Here is a 22,440-nt window from a genome sequence, read left to right as displayed (position 1 = left end):
GCCTTCTTTCGGGTTACATAGATCAAGATAACGGAATCTCAGTCCGCTTCAGGATATATGAACCTGGGGAGGGGCAGCTGGCCTGACAGTTTGCTATCAAGTGGAAACGGCTACGCCGTCGTCTTATAAAGGACGGTGCGTTTCAGCTAGAAATAGAAGGATAAGTTATCATGAGAAGCATATAAATTCTGGCGTAATATTTCAAAAAAAGCAAAGCTCCAGTGATAGGAGCTTTGCCTGCAATAATATTGTTCTATATTTCACAAACCTTCTGATCATCCTGGCAAGGATGCCGCCTTCTCGGATGTCTGCAGCTTATATCCGCTCTATCCTTGCTCTATCTTCGCGAATCTTTGCTCTATATCCGCTCGATAATTGTCGTGACGCCATGCCCGCCGCCGATGCACAGCGTGGCAAGACCGGTGCGTGCACCGCGCTGCTTCAGTGCATGTACCAGTGTTACGAGAATTCTAGCGCCGCTCGCACCGATGGGATGGCCCAGGGCGATGGCCCCGCCATTCACATTGACCTTCTCCTCCGGGAAGTCCAGGGCCTGGCCTACCGCCAGCATCTGTGCGGCAAACGCCTCGTTAGCCTCGATAAGATCGATATCGCTGATCGTCAGGCCGCCCCGCTGCAGCGCCTTCTTCGTTGCCGGTACCGGCCCCATCCCCATGATGGAAGGATCCACACCGCCGGACGCGTAAGACAGAATGCGCGCAAGCGGCTTCAGCCCCAGCACCTCTGCTTTCTCCGCCGACATAATGACCAGCGCCGCAGCACCGTCGTTAATGCCCGAGGCGTTCCCGGCGGTAACACTGCCGTCCTGCTTAAAGGCCGGGCGCAGGCCTGCCAGCTTCTCGGCCGTTGTTCCTTTCCGCGGAAACTCATCGGTATCGAAGATGATGGCATCGCCTTTTCGCTGCGGAATGACTACAGGCACGATTTCTTCCTTGAAATGGCCTGCTTCAATGGCGCGCACGGCCTTCTCCTGGCTGGACGCCGCCAGGGCATCCTGCATTTCGCGGCTGATCCCGAATTGTTCGGAGACATTCTCAGCCGTGATCCCCATGTGGTATTGGTTGAACGCGCAGGTCAGGCCGTCACTTACCATCGTATCGATCAGTGTGCCGTTGCCCATGCGGTAGCCGTAACGGGCCTGATCCAGCACATAAGGCGCTTTCGACATATTTTCCATCCCGCCGGCTACAATAATCTCACTGTCTCCCGCCATAATACTCTGCGCAGCCAGGTGAACCGCCTTCATGCCCGAACCGCAGACCTTATTGATAGTCAGGCTTGAGGCCTCTACTGGAATGCCCGCTTTCATTGCCGCCTGACGCGCCGGATTCTGGCCCAGCCCGCCCTGAAGCACATTGCCCATAATGACTTCATCGACCTGCTCCGGAGCAACACCCGCCCGCTGCAGCGCCTCCTTGATGACCAGCGCCCCCAGATCTACAGCGGCAATTCCGGCAAGACTTCCGCCAAAGGTGCCGAGTGCCGTCCGCACCGCACTGACAATGACAATTTCTTGGGCTGTATTCATAACAACACCTCATTCGAAGGGATATTCCGCATGGGAGACAGATCCGCAGAAACCGTAAACGCTGCACCCGTTCTATTTGTAACCGTTTCCAATTCAACGCCCGGAGCCAGCTCTTCCAGCACCAGCCCCTGCGGGGTGAAACGGAATACCGCCAGCTCCGTGATAATCATCGATACTGCGCCGCGCGCGGTTAGGGGCAAGGTGCAGTCGCTTACGATTTTGGAAGCACCGTTCTTGGAGGTATGCTCCATAGCGACAATAACTTTTTTTGCACCTGTGACCAGATCCATGGCGCCGCCCATGCCGGGCACCATTTTGCCGGGAACCATCCAGTTGGCCAGATTGCCGTGCGCGTCTACCTCCAGCCCGCCAAGAATGGTAACATCCACATGTCCGCCGCGGATGAGCGCAAAGGAAGTGGCACTGTCGAAAAAGGAACCCCCGGGCAGAATGTTAGCCGGTTTGCCTCCTGCATTGACCAGATCGGGAATGATCGTATCCTGCACCGGTCCAAGTCCGATATAGCCGTTCTCGGATTGCAGAATAATGTTGATGCCTGCCGGCAGATAATCCGGGATCAGCGTCGGCAGCCCGATGCCCAGATTGACTACGTCCCCGTCATGCAGTTCAACTGCCGCTCTGCGTGCGATCAGCTCTTTCGTATCCATGTTATTCACTCTCCTTATAGCAGATGATTTTATCGACCAGGACACCCGGCGTAACCACAATATTGGGGTCAAGCTCCCCGGTTTCCACAATTTCATCCACTTGAACAATGACCAGATCGGCGGCCAGCGCCATCAGCGGATTGAAATTGCGCGCCGAATTGCGGTACACCAGATTGCCCGACTTATCCGCTTTGTGTGCTTTCAGCAGGGCAACGTCCGCCCGCAGCGGCAGCTCCACCAGAAATTCCCTGCCCTCAATGGTCAGCGTCTGCTTGTTGTCGGCGACCATCGTCCCCGTTCCTGTCGGCGTCAGAATGCCGCCGAGCCCTGCACCGCCGGCCCGCACCCGCTCGGCAAGCGTACCCTGTGGCACCAGCTCCACCGCCAGCTCCCCGGCGAGCATCTGTCTGCCCGTCTCCGGGTTGGTGCCGATATGCGAAGCGATCACCTTCTTCAGCCGCCGGCCCAAGACCAGCGGGCCTACTCCTGTATCGACCAGAGCCGTGTCGCTGGAGATCAGCGTAATGTCTTTGATATCCCGGTCCATCAGAATGCCTACCAGTGCATCAGGTGCTCCGGTTCCCATGAAACCGCCAACCATAATGGTCATACCGTCATGCACAAGTTCGCCTATTTCTTCAAGCGTCGTTACTTTCCCCACACCGAACCCCTCCTGTTTTTTTGCTGCAGCCCATTGACAAATGTGATGCGGATGTCTTTATGTATACAGTGTACAACGCGCTTTTTTAGGGGTAAAATTCAGACATCGCATGCAAACCATGAAAATATATCATAGATTGGAGGCGCTTACTTTTGGATGTACGGAACCTGAAATACGTGCTGGAAGTGGCCAATTTGCACAACATCACCAAGGCGGCGGAGAAGCTTCACCTGACCCAGCCCACCCTCAGCAAGATGGTTAAGAGCCTGGAGGACGAGCTTGGCGTCATCCTGTTTGACCGCTCAGGCAAATATGTCAGGCTGACCGATGCCGGAACAGCGGCGATGGAGCAGATCAGGCTGATTATTGCCGCAGTGGACAATCTGCATATGACGCTGGACGACATCAGCAACCTTAAGACCGGTACGATCAAGATTGGCCTTCCTCCGGTGATCAGCTCCGTTTTTGTCCCCAAAGTCGTGACTCCATTCCAAAAAAAATATCCCAACATCTCCTTCGAGCTCATTGAACAGGGCTCGAAGAATGTTGAGAATATGGTGCTGGAGGGCAGCATTGATCTGGGCGCCGTCCTGCTTCCCGTCCGGGAGGGCAGCTTCGGAATCAAGCCTTTTGTCCGTGAGAATCTGGCAATTGTTGTCCATAAGTCACATCCGCTGGCGGCACTTGAAGAGGCTTCGCTGACCGATCTCCGGGAAGAGCCGCTGATCCTTTTCGCCAAGGGGTTCGCCATGCGGCAGCATATTATCGAAGCCTGCATCAGCGCAGGGTTTGAAGCCAATATCGCTTATGAAAGTGCTCAATGGGATCTGCTGGTCGAGCTAGTGTCGGCCAATCTGGGCATCGCCTTCCTGCCTGAGCCGCTCTGTGAGAAGGTATCTAACCAGAATGTGCGCATTCTGCCGCTGCGGAATCCGTCCATTCCGTGGAACGTTGTGCTGATCTGGAACAAGGAGCGTTACATCAGTAAATGCATGCGGGAATTCATCCGCTTCCTGGAGGATCATTCCCTGGTTGTATAGCGCAATGTGACTATATAGCTTGATAGCTTGACTTTCGGATCAGTCCCGGGCTCACCGCATGGACAGCTGGCTGTGCCGGGATTCGCGCCGTCTAAGCTATAACTGTATTTTGTACAACTAAAGCGGGCGATTATTGCGCTGCGAGGGTTTTAATTGCACTTTCTACACTTAAAAATCCACATATTTCGTAAAAGGGGACTCACCGCTTTTTTAGTTGTACAGAATACAGTTAAACCGGAAAATCCGGAATCTCGCCGTCTTTTAACTGCAGAAAATACAATTAAATGCTATGCACATCACGCTAGTTACTCTCCAATAGACTTGCAAATGCAGAGTTCTGTGGAGTAGGTTATTCCCCAAGTTCAATCTATATAGCTGCATAAGAACAAATTCCTCATAAGGGCAAATCAAACCACACACCAGAAATTGAATGATCCAACCAAATTCCAATGAAATTTATCCACAACAGACGAATTTCATAATTTCCTAATCAACAAAAAGCAGAGCCCCTTCATTCCACAGGAACTCTGTTATACCGCTTACTTTCGTAAGGCATATCCGAATCTGTATTCACCGGAGCCGAGCGTAATCTTCACCGACTGCTCCAGCTGCTCGGCAGAATGAATACCGCGGACCGCCTGAAGCTCCTGCCCGTTCTCCAGCACACCCGCCAGCACAGCGTCCGGGAGCAGTACAGTAGCCGAGGTATTCGGCGGAACTACGGTCACCAGCTCTATTTTGCCGGAATCAATCGTCCACTCGGAGCGGATCTCCCCATACATGGATTCCAGCCCGGCGGCAGCCGAAGTCAGTCCGCCTCCCGGATGCGGCTGAATCAGAAACTGCTTATAACCCGGATACTCTTCCACCTGCTCGATGCCGGCAACACAGCGGTACAGAAAATCACCAATCGCCCCATACGCATAATGATTGAACGAATTCATATCCTTGCTCCAGAAGCTGCCGTCCTCCTTAATCCCGTCCCAATGCTCCCAGATGGTCGTCGCCCCCCGGGTAACCTGATACAGCCAGGAAGGGTAATCGGTCTGCAGCAGCAGCTTGTAGGCAGCATCATAATGCCCCGCTCCAGCCAACACCAGATTCAGATAAGGCGTGCCGACGAAGCCTGTGGTGAGATGATATTTGCTCTCTTCCAGCAGCTCTATAAGCTTGGCAACCGTGCGTTCTTCCGCCTTACCCTCCACCAGACCGAACATCAGCGCCAGCACACAGGCCGTCTGTGTAGCTACACTTATCCGTCCGGCAGGCGTGATGAATTCCCGGTTAAAAGCTTGTTTGATCCGCGCATGCAGCTGTGAATAGTACTGCTCATCTTCTGTTCTGCCCAGCACTGCCGCAGTCTTACCCATAAGCTCTACAGAATAGGCATAGAAGGCAGTCGCGATATAGTCCCTGTCCGTAGCGCCGATGTAGCTGTCCGGCTTGGCATCCAGGCCCAGCCAGTCTCCGAAATGGAAACCGGTATTCCACAGGAATTCATCCGTCCCCTGCCGGCGGATATACTCCACCCAGCCCTGCATGCTGCTGTACTGCTGCTCCAGAATCCGCTTGTCGCCATAACACTGATAAATCGTCCACGGACAGATGACAGCCGCATCGCCCCAGGCCGCGGAAGAATGGGAATTCTCATCCAGCACATGAGGAATTACGAACGGAACACCGCCGTTATCCAGCTGATCGGCCGCCAGATCCTTGAGCCATTTGCTGAAAAAGGGGGCCACATTCATCAGATACGCCGACGTACGGATGAACATCTGCGCATCCCCGGTCCAGCCGAGCCGTTCATCGCGCTGCGGGCAGTCTGTCGGCACATCGACGAAATTGCCTTTTTGCCCCCAGAGAATGTTATGCTGCAGCTGATTCAGCAGCGGATTTGAACAGGTAAAGCTGCCGGTCGGCTCCATATCCGAATGCAGGACAACACCTGCGAAATCCTGCAGATTGAGGTCCTCCGGGAAGCCGGTCAGCTGCACATACCGGAAGCCCTGGAAGGTGAAACGCGGCTGGAAGCTCTCCCGGCCTCCACCTTTGGCAATATACGTAACCGTCTGTCTCGCCGCCCGCAGGTTATCTGTGTACACATTGCCTTCCTGATCCAGCACCTCGAAATGCCGCAGCTGAAATTCCTGTCCTGCCTGCCCTTCCACCGTAAAGCGCATCCAGCCGACCATATTCTGGCCCATATCGAGCACAGTCTCCCCGGCCGGAGTGCGCATGATTGCTATAGGTATCAGTTCCTCTACAGCCTTCACAGGAACATTCTCCTGGGCCAGCAGAATATCCTTGGTGTACGGAAGGATCTCCGCAGGAACCCACACCCTGTCATCGTAATCCGCCCTGCTGAAACCGGTCTGCTCCAGACGGGCATCATAGGTTTCGCCGTGATAGATCTCCGACATCAGCAGGGGCCCGGGCGAAACTGTCCATCCCTGATCCGTTCCGATGATCTGCTCCACCCCGTCCGCATAGATGAGATGAATCTGCATCAGCAGGGCCGTGCGGTCGCCGAACACATGCTTTTTGTTATCCCAGGCCAGGTTTCCTTTGTACCAGCCGTTCCCCAGCCAGGCGCCAACCGCATTGTCCCCCACTGCCAGCTGCCCTGTAATGTCATAGGTCTGGAACTGCAGGCGGGTACTGTAGCTGGTCCAGCCGGGGGTCAAATAATCCCCGCCGACTCTTGTACCGTTCAGCTCAACTTCGTAGAGACCGAGACTGGTCACATACATTCTGGCCCGGGTGACCTGCCGGTCTAAATGGAAGCTCCGCCGCAGCAGCGGAGCCTGCTCTGCCTGGACATCCAGGCAAGCCAGCGGCGCTGTAATCCACTCTGCCTCCCAATCCTCCGGCGAGAGCAGGCCCGTCTCCCACCAGGCGGTATCCGACCACTCTGTAGGCCGGTTCTGCTGATCCCATACTCTGATCCGGTAATAATAGCGCTGCTTAGGCTGCAGCTGCAGCTCCTTCAGCTCAATATGCAGGGATTGTCCGGACTCCACTCTGCCCGAATCCCATACCGTGCTTCCGAAGTCCTGATCCATTGCTGCCTGAAGCTGATACGCCTGCTGCATGACATCCCGCTCATCCGCATCCAGCTGCCAGCTGATTCTTGGATAACGGACATCCAGCCCCAGCGGATTGTCTTTGTACTCCACACGTAATTTATGAACAGCTATCATTTCATTACACCCCGTCTTTTCTGGGATTGCCCCTATAAATATGAAACGCTTTCTATTACAATTATAGAATTCCGCAGCATTTAAATGACCTGCAATATGGACATTTCACCGGGGTAAAAAGGACATTCTGTTGTTTAGAGGAGTGAACTGATGCATTCAGCCAATCATACGCTAAAAGGAGAGTATTTCTTCCAGAACAATCTCCAGTTATATGTGAACCGCGCTACCGAGAACTATGATCTTCCGCTTCACTCCCATGACTTCATGGAGCTGACCTTCGTTGCCGAAGGCAAAGGCTTCCATTATATCGGGCAGCAGGCTCAGCAGACCGGCAAGGGCCAGCTGTACTATATTCCCGTAGGAGTCTCCCATGTCTTCCGTCCGTCTTCACCCAGCCCGCTCCGTGAGCCGCTCGTGGTGTACAATTGTTTGTTTAAGCCGGAGCTGCTGGACAACCTTGCCGCTCTGATCCCGGACCCGCCGATTGCCTCCTACCTGGAGCAGATCCGCAATCATCAGCTGCCCGCATTCTCCGTGACGGATCTGAACGGTTCCATCGAGAGCCTGTTTCTGGCGCTTCACCGGGAGGTTCATCTTCCGCAGACCGGCGCGGGCAGCTATTTGCTGACCTTGTTCATTCAACTGCTGATAAGTATCTACCGGCTCAGGCATGACGAGGTCCAGTTTCCGCTGAACAAGCAGACGCAATTCCTGCAGATTCTGAATTATGTCAACCAGGAGTACGCGCAGGAAATCACCCTGAAGCGTCTGTCACGCAGCTTTGACTGGAGTGAAAGGCATCTTCAGCGGCTGTTCAAGGCGAATACCGGGCAGACCTTCCATCATTACCTGCAGAATGTCCGGATTCAGAAAAGCTGCCTGCTGCTGGTTCAGCAGCCCAAGGCGCCCGTTCAGCTCATTGCGGAGCAGGTCGGCTACCATGACCCGAAGACCTTCAATCTGGTGTTCAAGCGGATTATCGGCACCACTCCGGGGAGCTACCGGCAGGCGTCCGGGAGGAAGCATCTGAAGAGGCCGGAGCCGGGAGAAACAACTTTAACGCAGAATGATTGATGTTATTTGTAAATAGTGTTAGGCTATCAACGGTAAACTCAACATCTGTGCTCTTCAATACATCCTAAAATAGTCACAAATTTAGTTAGAAAGAAAGGTAACACTATGATAAAAGCAGAACACTTATCCTTCTCATTCCCGCAAAAAGAACTATATAAAGATATTTCCTTTACGCTTGAAGCCGCACAGCATTGTGCTTTCATTGGAACAAGCGGCAGCGGGAAAAGTACACTGACCGATATTCTGATGGACCCGGAAAGATATCTGTTTGAGGGCAGGTTAGAGATAGATCCTACTTGCAGCATCGGGTATGTAAGCCAGTTCTCCCAACCGGAAAAAACTAAAGATACAACCGTTTTTGAATATATCGGCGAAGAATTTATTAAGGTACAGAATGAAATAAATTCTATTTTGGCTGAAATGGAAACCTCCTCGGATATGGATTCGCTGCTGGAAAGGTATCAGTTAGCGTTGGACGCCTTCGATGCTATGGACGGGAATGATTACGAAAGCAATATTAATAAGAAGCTAAATCTGGCAAACCTCATGAAGCTAAAGGATGTCAGGGTATCTGACCTGAGCGGCGGGGAATTCAAGCTCATTCAAGTAATGAAGGAAATGCTCAGCCGTCCGGACTTCATGATTATGGACGAGCCCGATGTATTTTTAGATTTTGACAACCTAAATTCACTTAAGAATCTTATTAATGCCCACAAAGGCATACTGCTGGTGGTTACGCACAACCGCTATCTGCTCAATCATTGCTTCAACAAAATCCTGCACCTTGAAAACAAGGAGATCCAGGAGTTTGACGGGCGGTATATTGATTACAACTTCTCCTTGCTGCAAACCAAAATTGAGCTGCAGGAGCTCGCCATCGCTGAAGAGGAAGAAATTGCGAGAAACGAGAGCATCGTCAATAACCTTAGAGCAATCGCAACTTATAATTCAGAAGCCTCCAGAGGGAGAGCGCTAAAAGCCAGAGTTAAATTTCAGGAAAGACTGGAAGCGCGCAGAATTAAAGCTCCATTCGTCGAGATTAAGCAGCCGGATATCCGTTTCAGTATCGATCATGAACTGGAAGACACCACTGTTATAACTGTTAATAACTATAGCGTTTCCTTTGATGAACTGCTGTTAGAAAATGTTACCTTTGAGATCAAATCTACGGATAAAGTAGCCCTTATCGGTGCAAACGGCACCGGGAAAACGACATTACTCCGGGAGATTTATAGAAATAATCATGATGCAATAGAAGTAAATCCGGATGCTAAAGTGACTTATTTATCTCAGCTTCAAGGTGAAATGCTGAAGGATTCTAATACCATACTGGAGGAATTCATCGATGCCGGGTTCGCAACGTATGATGAGATTAGATCGCATCTTTCAAGCTACGGCTTTGAGGGAGAAATCCTTAATCAGAAGATAGAATCTTTATCCGGCGGCGAAAAAAATATGCTTCAATTGGCTAAAGTTTCGGCCAGTAAAGCGAACGTACTGCTGCTTGATGAACCGACAAGCCATTTGGACACCTATACACAAATCGCACTGGAGAACGCAATCCAGAACTATAAGGGTTCGATTCTAATGATATCTCATGATTTCTATTCCGTGGTAAACGGGATGGATTATGTTCTGATCATTGACGGCAAGACGATTAGAAAGATGACGATCAAGAAATTCAAAAAGATGATTTATGCCCGGCACTTTGATAAGGACTATCTGGAACTGGAACAAAATAAAAAAGCAGTGGAAACGAAAATCGAGCTGGCTTTGAAAGCTGCTAATTTTGAACTTGCACAAGGTTTGATGGATGAGCTGGAAGAGCTGATTAAGCAGCTGTAAATGATAACTAAATAGGATTCACCTGTCAGAAAAAAACGACAAAAGAAGCCTTATATTTAAGGTTTCTTTTGCTGTTTTATGGAAAATATTTATTAAGATTCTCTGGTGTGATGCCGTTCCATAACCAAAATTGATCCCCCTGCGATACAAGTAATCGATCGAGCCATAGTTCAAAGCTTAAATTAAGCGGCTCACCATTATCACGAGCTGAGGTATAGATTGACTGGTCAAACAGATAGTCTTTTCTGCCTTGCTTTACATAATCGCTATTTACACATATTAAAGTCTCACTGAATTTTGCTATAACGTATACGTGCTCAGGGGTTGGAAACTTTTCCAATGCATCTAGAATTTCATCCACTCCAAAAATATGCCAATGAGGTGCCGATTCTTCAACATCCTTATATAATTCCATTCCGTTATGAAGAGACAAAAAGAACTTATAATCCTCAGGCAGCTTTAACTCCGTCTCCGCTTCAAAATCCTCGATTTCTTTCAATAAGACGGGCTTAGAAAATGAAAATCTACATGTAAGCTGAAATCCTAAATTTCTTTGTATAGATAAATTTTTGTTATTGTAAATTACCTTCTTTAAAGCCTCTAAGGATGCGGTTATTAATTTTGACATTTGCCCTCCCCCTCATAAAAAAACCACCAATTGATTTGTAAAACCCATCATATCTAGGGTATTCGCTTAGTATTTAAACAATCCTGCCCTTAATGAAAGTACCCGCAATCTAATACTTTTGTCCTTTGAACATCAGGGGATCGCCTCTTTTCGGTTTGATTTGGTCCGGCTTACCATTATTCGGCAGGGCGGCTTTTCTCCCGCAAAAAAGCAAAAAATCCCCGGAGTCCGGGGATCTTTCGGTCAATCAATGCATAATTAACGCTCACATCAGGCAAAAACAATATGCAGCGTATGAATCTCATACGGTTTGAAATCAAGGCGGATGGCCGGTCCGTCCACCGCTTCAGTCTCCAGCGGACGCTCCATCATATCGCGCAGCTGCCAGGAGACGGCGGAGTAATCGCTGCCGATATTCGCCGTGCTGCGTGTTCCCGTGTACTCATGCAGCCTAACGATACATCCGCTGCCATCCTCAGCCAGCTTGACGGCATCGACGGCAATGTTCGGGGCATCGCAGGTGATCAGCGACTTGCCGTTACCGGCGGCATAACCCCCTTCGGCAGCGAGGAGCGGATTATTCAGCGCCCACGCTTCCTGCACCGTGCCTGCCGCAGCCCAATCCCCTTTATGCGGAAGCAAGGCATACGTGAAGCGGTGCTCGCCCTGGTCAGCCAGCCGGTCCGGGCTGGTTGCCGATTTGATCAGCGACAGCCTCATCGTGTGATCCTTGATGTCGTATCCGTATTTGCAGTCGTTCAGCAGGCTGACGCCATAGCCCCGCTCCGACAGGTCAGCCCACTGGTGGCCGACACTCTCGAACCGGGCATAATCCCAGCTTGTATTCCAATGGGTCGGCCGCTTCACGTTGCCGAACTGGATATCATAGGTAGCTTCTGTAGCCCGGACGGCAACAGGGAATGCCGCCTTCATCAGCTGATGCTGCTCATGCCAGTCCACCAGGGTCTCGAAGTCAATCCGTGCACTTCCGGCATATACCTTAACCTTCTGGGTGATCGAGGAATCCATGTACTTCCAGGTGAACTTCAGCACTGCCTGCAGCGGGCCGCATTCGGTCAGCTCTACAGAGCGCAGATCGCTTACTACCCGCATTTTCTCCTGGTAATACAGATCGATATCCCAGGCGTCGAACATCTTCGGCTTATCCTCAAAGACCTGTAGCAGATTGCCGAATTCGCCCGCTGCCAGCACCTCGCGCGCTTCCTTGCGGTCATAGATCCGGCTCAGCTGTCCGGCTGCATTCCACTCGAGAATATAATAAGGTGTTGTTAGTGTTGAATCCTGCCAGGTAAAAGGAACGGACGGTTCCGGATTCTCTCCGGAAGCGGCGGGTTGTGCAGCGCGGATCACTACACTCCCCATCGCCGGAACAGCTTCTACCCCGACCAGCCACTGACTGCCGGAGCGCTGGGCGGCCAGCGGGTTGCCGGCGGCATCCGTCCAGACGGCAATCTCTGCGCTGTGAGGGACGGCTGCCAGACGGGGACCTCCAAAGAGGGAGCTGTTGAACAGCGTGTACTCCTTGTGTGACGCGGTATCCGCCGGGTCATCCTCACCCGCTGATGCAGCATCAGGGCTCTTCAGTTTGACAAGTCCATCCGCCGCAGCATCAAGGGCAGCCCGGCCCAGCTGCTCTGCTTCGGCATATTCCAGCCGTGAATCCTGATAGACCTCATGAATGGAGGAGCCGGGGATAATATCATGGAACTGGTTACGCAGAATAATCTGCCAGCCTGCCAGGAGCGATTCCGCAGGATATTGTGCATATCCGCCTGTCTCCGCAGCAAGGAGTATCTGCAGCCACTCCGCCTCGCGGTACAGCAGCTCCAGCTTGCGGTTCATTCTTTTGTTATAAGCCTGGCTGGTGTAAGTCCCGCGGTGAAACTCCAGATACAGCTCCCCGTCCCAGGTATGCACATATTGATCGGTGCCTTCTATCGTTTCATGCAGCCGCTCGAAATAGTCATCCGCACGGCCCGGCTTCACTTGCGGCAGCCCCGGCATGGTATCCAGCCTCCGCCGCATCTCCAGCATCTCGCGGTTCACACCGCCGCCGCCGTCGCCATACCCGTAGGAGAGCAGCAGCTCACGGTTCAGGTTCTTGTCGCGGTACTGGTCCCAGATCCCCTGCACAGAGAAAGGCTCAATAAGGCCGTTATACGTATAGTACCAGGCACTGGAATCAGGAGCCTCGGGTGTGGTGATGAAGTGGGTCAGTACCTCGCTGCCATCAATGCCCCTCCACTGGAACGTATCATGCGGCATGCGGTTATATTGGCTCCAGCTGATCTTGGTCGTCATGAAGGTGTCAATGCCCGACTTGCGCAGAATCTGCGGCAGCGCCCAGCTGTAGCCGAACACATCCGGCAGCCATAGGTACTTGCAGTCTACGCCAAATTCCTCGCGGAAAAATTTTGTCCCGTATAGAATCTGGCGCACCAGCGACTCGCCGCTGGTCAGATTGCAGTCCGCTTCCAGCCACATTGCACCTCCGGCTTCCCAGCGGCCTTCCTCCACCCGCTGCTTAATTTCGCTATAAATCTCCGGATAATCCTGCTTGATGTAGGCATAGAGCTGCGGCTGGGTTTGCAGGAAGATGTACTCCGGGAACTGCTTCATCAGCCGAAGCACTGTGGAGAAGGAGCGGGCCGCTTTCTCCCGGGTATGGGTAAGCCGCCATAACCAGGCCACATCAATATGGGTATGGCCGATCGCGGTTACCGTAACCGGATGCTGCTGCTCCAGCAGGGCCAGGGCCTCGAGCAGGCTCTCCTCAGCCTCCTGGACTGAAGCATAGAAATCTGCGCTGCCGGGCCTTGACCAGTCCAGCTTGTTAAACGAGCGGTTCAATGCCATCAGCAATTCATGCTTCTCGATCTGGCTGTCGGCAAGCTGCTTGAAAGTATCCAGTGCCGCCCGGCCTGTATAATAGAGGTTGTCGGTTGATTCATCCAGATAAGCCAGCTCAGCCTGCTTGATCCGGTGTTCCTGAGCAATCAGCTGGCCGTCTCCGTTCAGGCCTGACCATAAGCGGAAGGTGAAGTCCAGCTCCCTGCCAGCGGCATCCTCAAGAAACACCTCCTGGTGATTGGAATCCACGCCCTGATACGGCTTGCCGTCCAGAAACAGCAGGGATTCGAAGCCGCTGTTGTTCCCTCCGCCTGTCCGGCCGAAATCGAATATACCTACAATACGTTTCCCCTGCCAAGCAGCTGGCACTGTGATCTTTCTGTGGAGCCACAAATATACATCACTGCCGGTCCAGTAATCCCCTATACGAAGCTTCTTGTCTCCTTCCGGGGCGGATGGATAGACACCATTGTCACCCTCCTGATCCTCTGTAACCAGCCATTCATCAAGCGTAATAACCTCACGGTACCGGTAACCCTCCAGCTCCTTCAACCGCAGTGCAAGCTTCTCTTCAGTCCAAAACATTCCCATTCCGATTTTCCTCCCTTTTGTATAACACGTGTTATCAAATGGGCAGAAAGACGGTCCATCCGTGTAAGGATGGTACCGTTCCCTGCTAATTAGGATAAGCTGCCACTACAAAGTGAATCGCTGCTTAAGGCATATTGCCTGTTAGCTCAGCCGGCTCAGACTATGTGCAAGCTAAAGCTACATCGTCCCCCAGCAGAAGCTGTTCAGGCAGTGCCGGCAGCAAGTGCAACACCATGAATGGCTTAGCCTCCCCTTCATACCAAGCGCGGTTACGCGCTTTCTCCTGCCCTTAATACTGCTGGAAGCCAGATTTTGTCCGCCTGTCCTGTTTCGTTCCTGCCGTTCATCTGCGTAAGTAAGCAGCGTACCGCCTCTTCCCCCATACTCACATAAGGGATTTCTACGCAGCTTAGAGACGGCAGGCTAAGACGGTGACCCTGAATCGTATTATCTGCCGCCATGATCCGCACATCTTCACCGATACGCAGGCCAAGCTTGTGAGCCGCCCGGTACAGATCGGGAATTGCGCTTGACCAGTTGACCAGCAGCGGCGCATGCTGTGGCCCGCTATCCGCCAGCCTCTGCAGGCACGCTGTCCAGTCGCCATGGTGTTCCTCCAGACGGATCACGATTGGCTCCATCCCATGTGCGCTGCACCAGCCGGTATAGGCATCGCGGCGGTTCCGCTCCGCCCAGTTATCCGCGCTATGCCCGTGGTATACCTCGGCATAGACCGGGCCGGGCTGCTGCGGTGTACCCTCCCGCAGCAAATAATTCAGCGCCGTCTCCACACTGCCCGAATAATCGGCCAGCACGGAAAACACACCGGGCACTTCTGCGTACCCTTCCACAGAAACATAGGGGATTCCGGCATTCCCTATGCGGGAAGCCCACTCCTCATCGTGGTAGCTGGTATGATCCAGCGTCACAATCCCGTCGATCTTCCGCCGGTGATATAGCTCCAGCAGCTCGGTCCTGCCGTTGGCGTTCCCCTTATGGCGCGGAGAGCAGAGCAGAATATGATACCCGCTGAGCTCACACTCCCGCTGCATGCCTTCCAGCAGCCGGGTGAACAGCGGATGACGCGTATCACCGAAAGCGGCAAGCGTCATGCTTCTTCCCGTCTTCATGCTGCGCGCTCCGGCGTCCACATGGTAATTCAGCTCGCGGATGGCTTCCAGCACGGCTTCGCGCGTCTCCGCTCCAACCCCGATGCCGGGAGTATCATTCAGCACCGCAGATACCACACTGCGGGACACGCCTGCCCGCTTGGCTACGTCAAAGCTGGTCACTCTTTTTTTGCCCATATATCAGCACCTCACCGAGAGTATAACACGTGTTATAAAAAGTTGTACAGCGCTTTCTTTCATTTTTATATCTGGTTAAACAGGGGAAGCCTTTGGCAATATACTCCGCCGCGTGGCCTCCGCTAAGAGCGCTTGGAATCTAAACTGGCCTCTCAGAAGGCGGGTTCGCCGTCTCCGCCTCCCTTCTGTCCCTGCGGTAGGCCCCGGGGGTTTGTCCGGACCATTTCTTGAACGTTTTGATAAAATAATTATCGTTCGGGAACCCGACGCTGCGGCCGATTTCATTAACGGTTAAGTCTGTCTCGCGGAGTAAGCGCCGGGCTTTCTTCACGCGCACATGCTGCAGGTAGTTGATGAGCGTCTCCCCTGTCTTCAGGCGGAAAAGCCCGCTGAGATAATGCTCCTCCATGGCGACATAACGGGCGACCGCCCGCAGAGTGATGTTCTCGGCAAAACGGCTGTGGATGTATTCCAGCACACGGTTGATTTCGGGATGATTGGTTGTTATTCCCTCCGCTGCGGCCATGCGCACCTGCATTTCATCCGCGGCCGCCAAAAAGCAAGCGAGCAGCTCCCGGTGGGTGGCCACTTCGCGCAGTTGCTGAACAGGCCCGGACGGAGGCTGATTGCCGATTTCGGCAAAGGTCCGCACCAGGCGTTCCGCCTTCTCCATCACCAGGCAGAAGGGCAGCCGGCTTGCCCGCAGCGTTTCCCACATCGCGCAGGCCGTACGCTGCATATCCGCGCTCCGCCGCTGGGCAAAGGCCAGAACAATCTCCTTCTCCATGACCCATATAGGCGGAAGCTTCGGCTCTCCGGCCGCCTCGGGCCCGGCGGCAGATGTAGAGGCGGACTCTGCTCCGCTGCCGTCTGCCGGAGCTTCGCCCTTAATTTCGTACCAGAGGTCGTTTAGCTGCCGATAGAGCCGGGTCCACTCCGCATGGATGAGACCGGGCGGAACCGGACCGCCGCAGGCCACGGCCTGAACGGGCATGCCCGCCGTAAGGTTACCGGGCAGCCTAAGGCTGCCGTCAGACCAGAAGAAGCAGGTCGTACAGCCGTCTGCCGTAAAAGAACCGGTCCAGACCTCCTCCATCCAGGTGTCTGGCGGACAGGCTTCCAGGACGGCTGCCAGCAGCGGCCGGGCGGTCCCGATGCAGGAGACCATGAGCAGCCACCGGTAGGATGCCGGAGGCGCAGGCGGCGCTGTCTCCTGCCCCGCCTTCACCGCCTCCCAGACGAGGCCATAATAACGGTTGAATTCCTGTCCCAGCAGCGCATGCCGCTGCCTGCGCGAGGCTGACAATTCTTCGCCGATCTTAAGCAGAAGCCCCTGCAGCTCCGGGATGCTCAGCGACAGCTTGAGCACATATCCGCTGGCTCCGAGCTCCAGCGCTTTGCGGGCATATTCGAACTCGCCCATGCAGGTCAGCATGACAAACCGGCTGTCCAGCCCGGCATGGCGCGTCTGCCGCAGCAATTCCAGGCCATCCATGCGGGGCATAAGAATGTCGGCAATGACGAGATCGGGTCTCAGCTGATGCATCAGCTGCAAGGCCTCCTCTCCGTCGGAAGCTTCCCCTGCCACACTGAAGCCATAAGCTTCCCAGTCCACCAGTTTAAGCAGCTTGCGCCGGACAAACGGCTCGTCTTCAACCAGAAGAATTTTCCACATGCTCTGCACCTCCGGATTGGAAAGGATTTGCAATCAATAACGGGATGGTGATGCGTGCCATTGTCCCCTTCTCCCCCTCCAGAAGAACGAGACTGCCATCTTCCCGGAACAGCAGCTGCAGGCGCTGGCGGATGTTGGCGATTCCGATGCTCTTGCGCGAGCGGAGCTCCGGGTGTTCCCCGGCGCGGGCAAGGCCGACACCGTTGTCCTCCAGCTCCAGAATCAGCGAGCGTCCCGATCTCCTTGCCCGGACTGAGACCCGGGCATCCTCCTGCAGCGTGGAGAAGCCGTGTTTGAAGGCATTCTCCATCAGCGGCTGCAGCGCCAGCTTCGGAACAAGAGCATAGGCCAGCCCTTCCTCCACATCCAGAGTGACCCTTACTTTGCCTTCATAGCGGATATTCTGGATATATACATACGCCTGCAACAGATCCAGCTCATTCTGCAAGGGAATCAGCTCTACATCCGAGTACAGGCTTGTTTCCAGCAATTTGCCCAAAGAAATCGATATTTCCGCGATATCATCCTCTTCCTTTTCATAGGCGATCCATTTGATCGTGTTCAGCGTGTTCAGCAGGAAATGCGGATTCATCTGGGCGGTCAGCATCTGGTAATGCAGCGCTTCCTTCTGCCGTTCCTCCAGCTTCAGCTTCTGCAGCAATCCGCCGATATCCGTCATCATCGTATTGAACGTGGCCGCCAAATCCCTCATCTCTCCATGGAAAAAGGATTCTTCCACCCGTGTATTCAATTCCCCCTGTGCGGATAATGCCATCTTACGCCGGAGCAGCGCGATGGGCCGGGACATGGCACCGGCGATGAGGAAGGTAAGCAGGAGGAAGCCGCCGGACAACAGCAGGGAGAAATTGAAATTCTGCTCCCGCAGTTCCTTCATATTCCCAAGATAAGTATTCAGCGGCATGGACGCGGCCAGATACCAATCCAGATTGTAGAGCGGGCTGATCGTCAGAATTGACGAGCTCTCATAATCAACCCGCTGCATAGGTTCCTCTCTTTCCGGAACGCGGATCATTTCTTGGATGGCCGTGCGGTCCACCGCCCGGAAGTAATCGGAGGAATTGAGCAGCTGGCCTCCCTGGTCCATCAATACATAATGCTGCTGGAGCAGCAGATCCCGCGATGCTTCGGCAAGCCAGCCGTCATAATAAAAATTAATCCGCAGATAACCGAACGGCTGCTGCCGGTTATCGAGCAATACAGCATACATGGACAAATCCTTGCCGGTCACCCAGCGGAAGGAGTCTCCCTCAGCACCGAGTCCGGCAAACCCGCTCTCCCGGACAAAATTGGCATGCTCCTGCCCGGTCTGCACAAGCCCGTCGGTGTGGTACAGCGTGCCGGACCGGTCGGCCAGGGTGACGGTAATCTGGGCGGGCAGCTCCAGCGATGCCGGACGGGCGGTGCTTTGCAGGAATACCGCTTTCTCCGCAGGATTGAGTTGGCCCGGATACAGCAATACGGAGCGGGTATAAGGGTCCCGCTCCAGGTACACATAATAGAGGAAAGCTTTATTGATCTCGTTGTTCAAGGCGTCGTTAACCACGTTGAGCTGCTCGATTGCCTTTTCCTGAAACTCGCGGGACACGGTCCGTTCCATCATCCGGTAATTATAGATTTGCAGCAGGAAAAAGGGCAGCAGGAGGAAGATCACAACAGCGGCAAACAAGCGGTTTCTGAACTTTTGTGGCCATATGCGTTTCCAGCCTCCCATCGTCTTCCCTCCCGGTTATCGTTACCGTAAATTCATGCTACAGTATATCACAACTGCCGGCCTCCACAGGGTTATCCTGCTCATTCCGCATAACCCAGCTCCTGCAGCTGTTTCATTGCGCTGTCCTGGAAGAGCTGGTACTTGAAGGTCGTGTTCAGCTTCTCCAGGAAGCTGTCGTATTGCTCCAGCTTGTTTTTGCCGTATTGGAATTTGAGCATTTCCTCGTTCTTGAAGCGGTCGGCATCAGCTGCGTTGTAGTTCTGAGGGAAGACAACAAACCCGTTGTAGGTATCCAGCACTTCAACCTGTTCGCTAGCCTGAATATAGTCAATCTGTTTGGCAAATTTGGTGCTCAGATATTCCGCTTCCGGCCGGCCGGCCAGCTGGTAGACCCAGGTGAATGCCGCCTCTGCGGACCGGTCCGTAATCACCGGCTTACCGTTTTCTTTGGTGAAATGTACACCTTCCTGGCCAAACTGAACAAGCTCGGAGCCTTCACCGGAGGCTGTATAATTGATAAGGTCAAAAATGCGGTTCAGCTTGGTTTCGTCTTGGGCGGCCTGGCGTGAAATGGCTACGATGCCGGATACGCTGGATTTATCCATGGCGGCAAGGATATTCGCTTTGGGTCCCTGCAGCTTGTTCAGCATCAGGAATTCCGCATCCGGATTGGCGCCCTTCCATTTCTCCACTTCATTGTCCTTCATAATCTGCGTCCAGTCACTGATGATAATGCCGGCCTTGCCCTGGAACGCTTTATCTTTGGCGTTGTCGCCCTTGTTGCTGGCAATCTCCGGATCGACCACGCCGGAATTCAGCACCTTCTGAGTATAAGCCAGCGCTTCCTTCATTTCCGGCTCGAACATGCCGTTGACCATCTTCCCGTCCTTGATATACAGCGCGTCGGCGACGCCATGCTGCAGGTTGATCAAATGCACCAGAGTGCCGAGACTGCCTGTGATGCCGAAAGTATCTTTCTTGTTATTCCCGTCCGGGTCCTGTTCGGTAAACGCTTTCGCAACTTCAAATACTTCATCCAGGGTCTCTGGAACCGGCAGCTGCAGCTTATCCAGCCAATCCTTGCGCAGCCAGAATAAATTCCAGTTACTCTGGGGATTAAGCGATATGGCGTAATGCTTGCCGTTAACCTCCACCCGGCTGTACACATTGTCTCCGATGGCATCCGCTGCGGGCTTCAATTTCTCCTTATACGGCTCCAGATCAAGCAGAATGTTCTTCTTGACATATTCCTGGAACTCATTCCGTCCATTGAAGAGGATCACATCGGGCAAGTCGCTGCCCGCCGCCCGGATATTCAGCTTCTGAATGAATTCATCCGCAGAAGAGGTCAGCGTCATTTTCAGATCAATATTGAGCTTCTCATCCAGCGTCTTCTTCACGAAGTTATCTTGTTCTTTGGGCATCTGGGTGGTGGTGTTCCAGCCGACCCGCATGACCTCGATAGCTACCTTCTCCGCCCGGGCGTCCGCCGGAGCGTCTGTAGATGAACCCGGCCCCTCCGTAGCGGAGGAATCTGACTGTGGGCTTCCTCCGCAGGCGGCCAGCAGCAGGCCCGCTGTTAATACACAGGCCAGTACAGCAGGAATACGCTTCTTTTGTTTCATGATGATGCTCCCCTTTCGTATACCAAATGTTGTATTGAGTCGGCGCTGCCGGCGTTTGAACAGCGCCGGGAACAATCCGTTAACCCTTCACGGCGCCGATCAGCATGCCCTTGGTCAGATGCTTCTGCACGAAGGGATAGACCACGATGACCGGCAGGCTTGCCGCCACTACCGAAGCCATCTGCAAGGTCGTTGTCGGCAGTACAATGTCCGCATTATATTCCATTTGCTCGGAGGATAATAACAGACCGCGGATGATGACCTGAAGCGGATTCAAGCCGGGGTCAGTAATATAGTAGACGGCGCTGAAGAAGGTATTCCAGCTGCCTACGACACAGAACAAGCCGATGGTCATCAGTACCGGGATGGAGAGCGGCAGGGCCAGCCGCAGCAGCACTGTAAATTCGCCCGCACCGTCGATCCGTCCCGATTCGAACAGTTCTTCGGGCAGGCTTTCGAAGAACGTTTTGACCACAAGCACATTCCAGGTAGACATCGCCCCGGGAATAATCATCGCCCAGACCGTGTTAAGCAGGCCGGTTCCTTTTACGACCAGGTAGGTCGGGATCAAGCCGCCGCCGAACATCATGGTGAACACGATCAGGAAGATGAAGAAGCTGCGGCCGACCAGATGCTTACGGCTCAAGGTATAGGCCATGAGCACTGTCAGGACCAGATTGATCAGTGTGCTCATTACCGTAACGAAGCTGGTCACGAGGAAGGCGCGGGGAATAGCATCCATTCCAAACAGCGCCTTATAGGCCTCAAAGGTAATCCGGCGGGGAATCAGCACAAAACCGCCGTTGCGCAGCACTTCGCTGTAGGGTGTAATGGATACGGCGAACACATACAGCAGGGGAAAGACGGAAATCACGGCCAGCAATATCAGCAGGATATTAATGAAATAATCGAAATAGCGTTCGTTTCCGCGGTTTACCATAGATTGCCCCCCCATCTCCGGGCCAGCTTATTAGACAGGAAGATAAGCACAAGTCCAATCAAGGATTTGAACAATCCGACCGCTGTCGCCAGGCTGAAATTCAGTTGCTCCAGGCCTACCCGGAATACCCAGGTATCAATAATATCTGCCACCGGCATTACCTGGAGATTGTACATAATGTAAATCTGCTCGAAACCGGCATCCAGTGCAGATCCGACCTTCAGCACCAGCAGCAGGATAATCACGGAACGTATGCCGGGCAGTGTCACATGCCAGATCCGGCGAAGCCTTCCCGCGCCGTCGATGCGGGCTGCTTCATAAAGCGTAGCATCAATGCTGGACATGGCTGCCAGATAAATGATAGCCCCCCAGCCAAGATCCTTCCAGACATCGGTTCCCACCAGCACACTGCGGAAATACGCTGTCGAGGTCAGAAACGGAATGCCGTTCCCGCCCGCTTCCACCACCCAGCGGTTGACGAGGCCTGAGGTTTCGGACAGAAAGGCAATTGCAATGCCGTAGATAATGACATAGGACAGAAAATGGGGCATATAGCTCAGCGTTTGTACGATCCGGTTCAGCCAAAGGCTGCGGCCTTCATGAATGAGCAGAGCCACGCCGATGGCAGGAATCGTTCCCCAGATTGTTTTATACAGACTGATCAGGAATGTGTTCGTGAGCAATTGACTGAAATAAGGCGATTCGAAAAAAAACTGAAAATGCTTGTACCAGGGGTCTGCCCACGGACTGCGCACAATTCCGCTCAAAATGTCATAATCTTTGAAGGCAATCAGCACTCCGTACATGGGTATATACTTGTAAATAATGTAGTAGGCCACACCGGGAAGCAGCATGAGATACAGGGTACGCATACTCCATATGCGCTTCCACACCTTAGCTCTGTATGCGCTCTTCGGCGTTGCAGCAGTGTTCAGGGGAGCCGGGAAATGCGCCACAAGGAATTCACCTCTTTGCATTGATATCGTTTACAAGATAAGAATAACAAGGGAACCGCGGCGCAGCCATGAACGGAT

Annotated in this window: 15 protein-coding genes; 3 read left to right on the top strand and 12 right to left on the bottom strand. The window is 53.4% G+C overall.

Translation table 11 applies throughout. The features are described 5' to 3' along the window. Positions 1–358: 358 nt before the first annotated feature. The 3 genes from NSU14_RS07865 to atoD are packed head-to-tail and all read right to left on the bottom strand — an operon-like array spanning position 359 to position 2,878. On the bottom strand, positions 359–1,549 hold the full coding sequence (locus NSU14_RS07865; RefSeq protein ID WP_340944025.1) for an acetyl-CoA C-acetyltransferase: 1,191 nt from the start codon (positions 1,547–1,549) through the stop codon (positions 359–361). After that, the gene (locus NSU14_RS07860; RefSeq protein WP_042138826.1) at positions 1,546–2,217 is read right to left on the bottom strand and encodes a 3-oxoacid CoA-transferase subunit B; all 672 of its coding nucleotides are present in this window, start codon (positions 2,215–2,217) and stop codon (positions 1,546–1,548) included. The genes NSU14_RS07865 and NSU14_RS07860 overlap by 4 nt, the downstream gene beginning before the upstream one ends. Before the next feature lies 1 nt (position 2,218). Next, complete coding sequence (atoD, locus tag NSU14_RS07855) at positions 2,219–2,878, bottom strand: acetate CoA-transferase subunit alpha (RefSeq protein ID WP_076245753.1); 660 nt, start codon at positions 2,876–2,878, stop codon at positions 2,219–2,221. A gap of 152 nt (positions 2,879–3,030) precedes the next feature. On the opposite strand from atoD, the gene NSU14_RS07850 reads away from it, so the two are divergent. Beyond that, a complete protein-coding gene (locus NSU14_RS07850; protein ID WP_042138827.1) occupies positions 3,031–3,918 on the top strand; it encodes a LysR family transcriptional regulator in 888 nt (295 codons plus the stop codon). Between the two features lie 539 nt (positions 3,919–4,457). Here NSU14_RS07850 and NSU14_RS07845 read toward each other — a convergent pair. Next, entirely contained in the window at positions 4,458–7,118 is a 2,661-nt protein-coding gene (locus NSU14_RS07845) for a family 78 glycoside hydrolase catalytic domain (RefSeq protein ID WP_445670002.1), read from the bottom strand. A gap of 150 nt (positions 7,119–7,268) precedes the next feature. Here NSU14_RS07845 and NSU14_RS07840 point away from each other — a divergent pair, with 150 nt between their 5' ends. Together NSU14_RS07840 and NSU14_RS07835 are read left to right on the top strand one after the other, a co-directional pair. Beyond that, positions 7,269–8,192, top strand: a complete 924-nt coding sequence (locus NSU14_RS07840; RefSeq protein WP_052421963.1) for an AraC family transcriptional regulator — start codon at positions 7,269–7,271, stop codon at positions 8,190–8,192. A 105-nt stretch (positions 8,193–8,297) separates the two neighbouring features. After that, positions 8,298–10,037: an ABC-F family ATP-binding cassette domain-containing protein gene (locus NSU14_RS07835; protein ID WP_042138829.1), complete on the top strand. Its 1,740-nt coding sequence runs from the start codon at positions 8,298–8,300 to the stop codon at positions 10,035–10,037. A 76-nt stretch (positions 10,038–10,113) separates the two neighbouring features. Here the strand turns inward: NSU14_RS07835 and NSU14_RS07830 are convergent, their stop codons facing one another. The 8 genes from NSU14_RS07830 to NSU14_RS07795 all read right to left on the bottom strand — a co-directional run bounded on the left by NSU14_RS07830 (position 10,114) and on the right by NSU14_RS07795 (position 22,278). Further along, a complete protein-coding gene (locus NSU14_RS07830; protein ID WP_340944019.1) occupies positions 10,114–10,665 on the bottom strand; it encodes an SMI1/KNR4 family protein in 552 nt (183 codons plus the stop codon). 270 nt (positions 10,666–10,935) lie between these two features. Further along, positions 10,936–14,121, bottom strand: coding sequence for an alpha-mannosidase (locus NSU14_RS07825; protein WP_340948912.1), 3,186 nt, complete (start codon positions 14,119–14,121; stop codon positions 10,936–10,938). Positions 14,122–14,396: 275 nt separating this feature from the next. After that, entirely contained in the window at positions 14,397–15,434 is a 1,038-nt protein-coding gene (locus NSU14_RS07820; RefSeq protein ID WP_336103878.1) for a LacI family DNA-binding transcriptional regulator, read from the bottom strand. Positions 15,435–15,573: 139 nt separating this feature from the next. Then, a complete protein-coding gene (locus NSU14_RS07815; protein ID WP_340944016.1) occupies positions 15,574–17,109 on the bottom strand; it encodes a response regulator transcription factor in 1,536 nt (511 codons plus the stop codon). Then, positions 17,087–18,841, bottom strand: a complete 1,755-nt coding sequence (locus NSU14_RS07810) for a sensor histidine kinase (protein ID WP_076245765.1) — start codon at positions 18,839–18,841, stop codon at positions 17,087–17,089. The genes NSU14_RS07815 and NSU14_RS07810 overlap by 23 nt, the downstream gene beginning before the upstream one ends. Before the next feature lie 80 nt (positions 18,842–18,921). Then, a complete protein-coding gene (locus NSU14_RS07805; RefSeq protein ID WP_042138833.1) occupies positions 18,922–20,466 on the bottom strand; it encodes an extracellular solute-binding protein in 1,545 nt (514 codons plus the stop codon). Between the two features lie 79 nt (positions 20,467–20,545). Beyond that, entirely contained in the window at positions 20,546–21,406 is an 861-nt protein-coding gene (locus tag NSU14_RS07800; RefSeq protein ID WP_340944011.1) for a carbohydrate ABC transporter permease, read from the bottom strand. Next, positions 21,400–22,278: an ABC transporter permease gene (locus tag NSU14_RS07795; RefSeq protein WP_083442607.1), complete on the bottom strand. Its 879-nt coding sequence runs from the start codon at positions 22,276–22,278 to the stop codon at positions 21,400–21,402. Before NSU14_RS07795 ends, NSU14_RS07800 begins: the two co-directional genes overlap by 7 nt. Between the last annotated feature and the right edge of the window lie 162 nt (positions 22,279–22,440).

This window comes from Paenibacillus sp. FSL R10-2771 (genome assembly GCF_038000205.1).
GTDB classification, from domain to species: Bacteria; Bacillota; Bacilli; order Paenibacillales; family Paenibacillaceae; genus Paenibacillus_AQ; species Paenibacillus_AQ phytohabitans.
This window is presented reverse-complemented; position numbering and strand designations above follow the sequence as displayed.

Excerpts from the sequence above, each read along its gene's own strand:
- NSU14_RS07865 (WP_340944025.1), bottom strand. The coding sequence starts at position 1,549 with ATGAATACAGCCCAAGAAATTGTCATTGTCAGTGCGGTGCGGACGGCA.
- NSU14_RS07860 (WP_042138826.1), bottom strand. The coding sequence starts at position 2,217 with ATGGATACGAAAGAGCTGATCGCACGCAGAGCGGCAGTTGAACTGCAT.
- NSU14_RS07845 (WP_445670002.1), bottom strand. The coding sequence starts at position 7,118 with ATGATAGCTGTTCATAAATTACGTGTGGAGTACAAAGACAATCCGCTG.
- NSU14_RS07840 (WP_052421963.1), top strand. The coding sequence starts at position 7,269 with ATGCATTCAGCCAATCATACGCTAAAAGGAGAGTATTTCTTCCAGAAC.
- NSU14_RS07835 (WP_042138829.1), top strand. The coding sequence starts at position 8,298 with ATGATAAAAGCAGAACACTTATCCTTCTCATTCCCGCAAAAAGAACTA.
- NSU14_RS07830 (WP_340944019.1), bottom strand. The coding sequence starts at position 10,665 with ATGTCAAAATTAATAACCGCATCCTTAGAGGCTTTAAAGAAGGTAATT.
- NSU14_RS07825 (WP_340948912.1), bottom strand. The coding sequence starts at position 14,121 with ATGTTTTGGACTGAAGAGAAGCTTGCACTGCGGTTGAAGGAGCTGGAG.
- NSU14_RS07820 (WP_336103878.1), bottom strand. The coding sequence starts at position 15,434 with ATGGGCAAAAAAAGAGTGACCAGCTTTGACGTAGCCAAGCGGGCAGGC.
- NSU14_RS07815 (WP_340944016.1), bottom strand. The coding sequence starts at position 17,109 with ATGTGGAAAATTCTTCTGGTTGAAGACGAGCCGTTTGTCCGGCGCAAG.
- NSU14_RS07810 (WP_076245765.1), bottom strand. The coding sequence starts at position 18,841 with ATGGGAGGCTGGAAACGCATATGGCCACAAAAGTTCAGAAACCGCTTG.
- NSU14_RS07805 (WP_042138833.1), bottom strand. The coding sequence starts at position 20,466 with ATGAAACAAAAGAAGCGTATTCCTGCTGTACTGGCCTGTGTATTAACA.
- NSU14_RS07800 (WP_340944011.1), bottom strand. The coding sequence starts at position 21,406 with ATGGTAAACCGCGGAAACGAACGCTATTTCGATTATTTCATTAATATC.
- NSU14_RS07795 (WP_083442607.1), bottom strand. The coding sequence starts at position 22,278 with ATGCGTACCCTGTATCTCATGCTGCTTCCCGGTGTGGCCTACTACATT.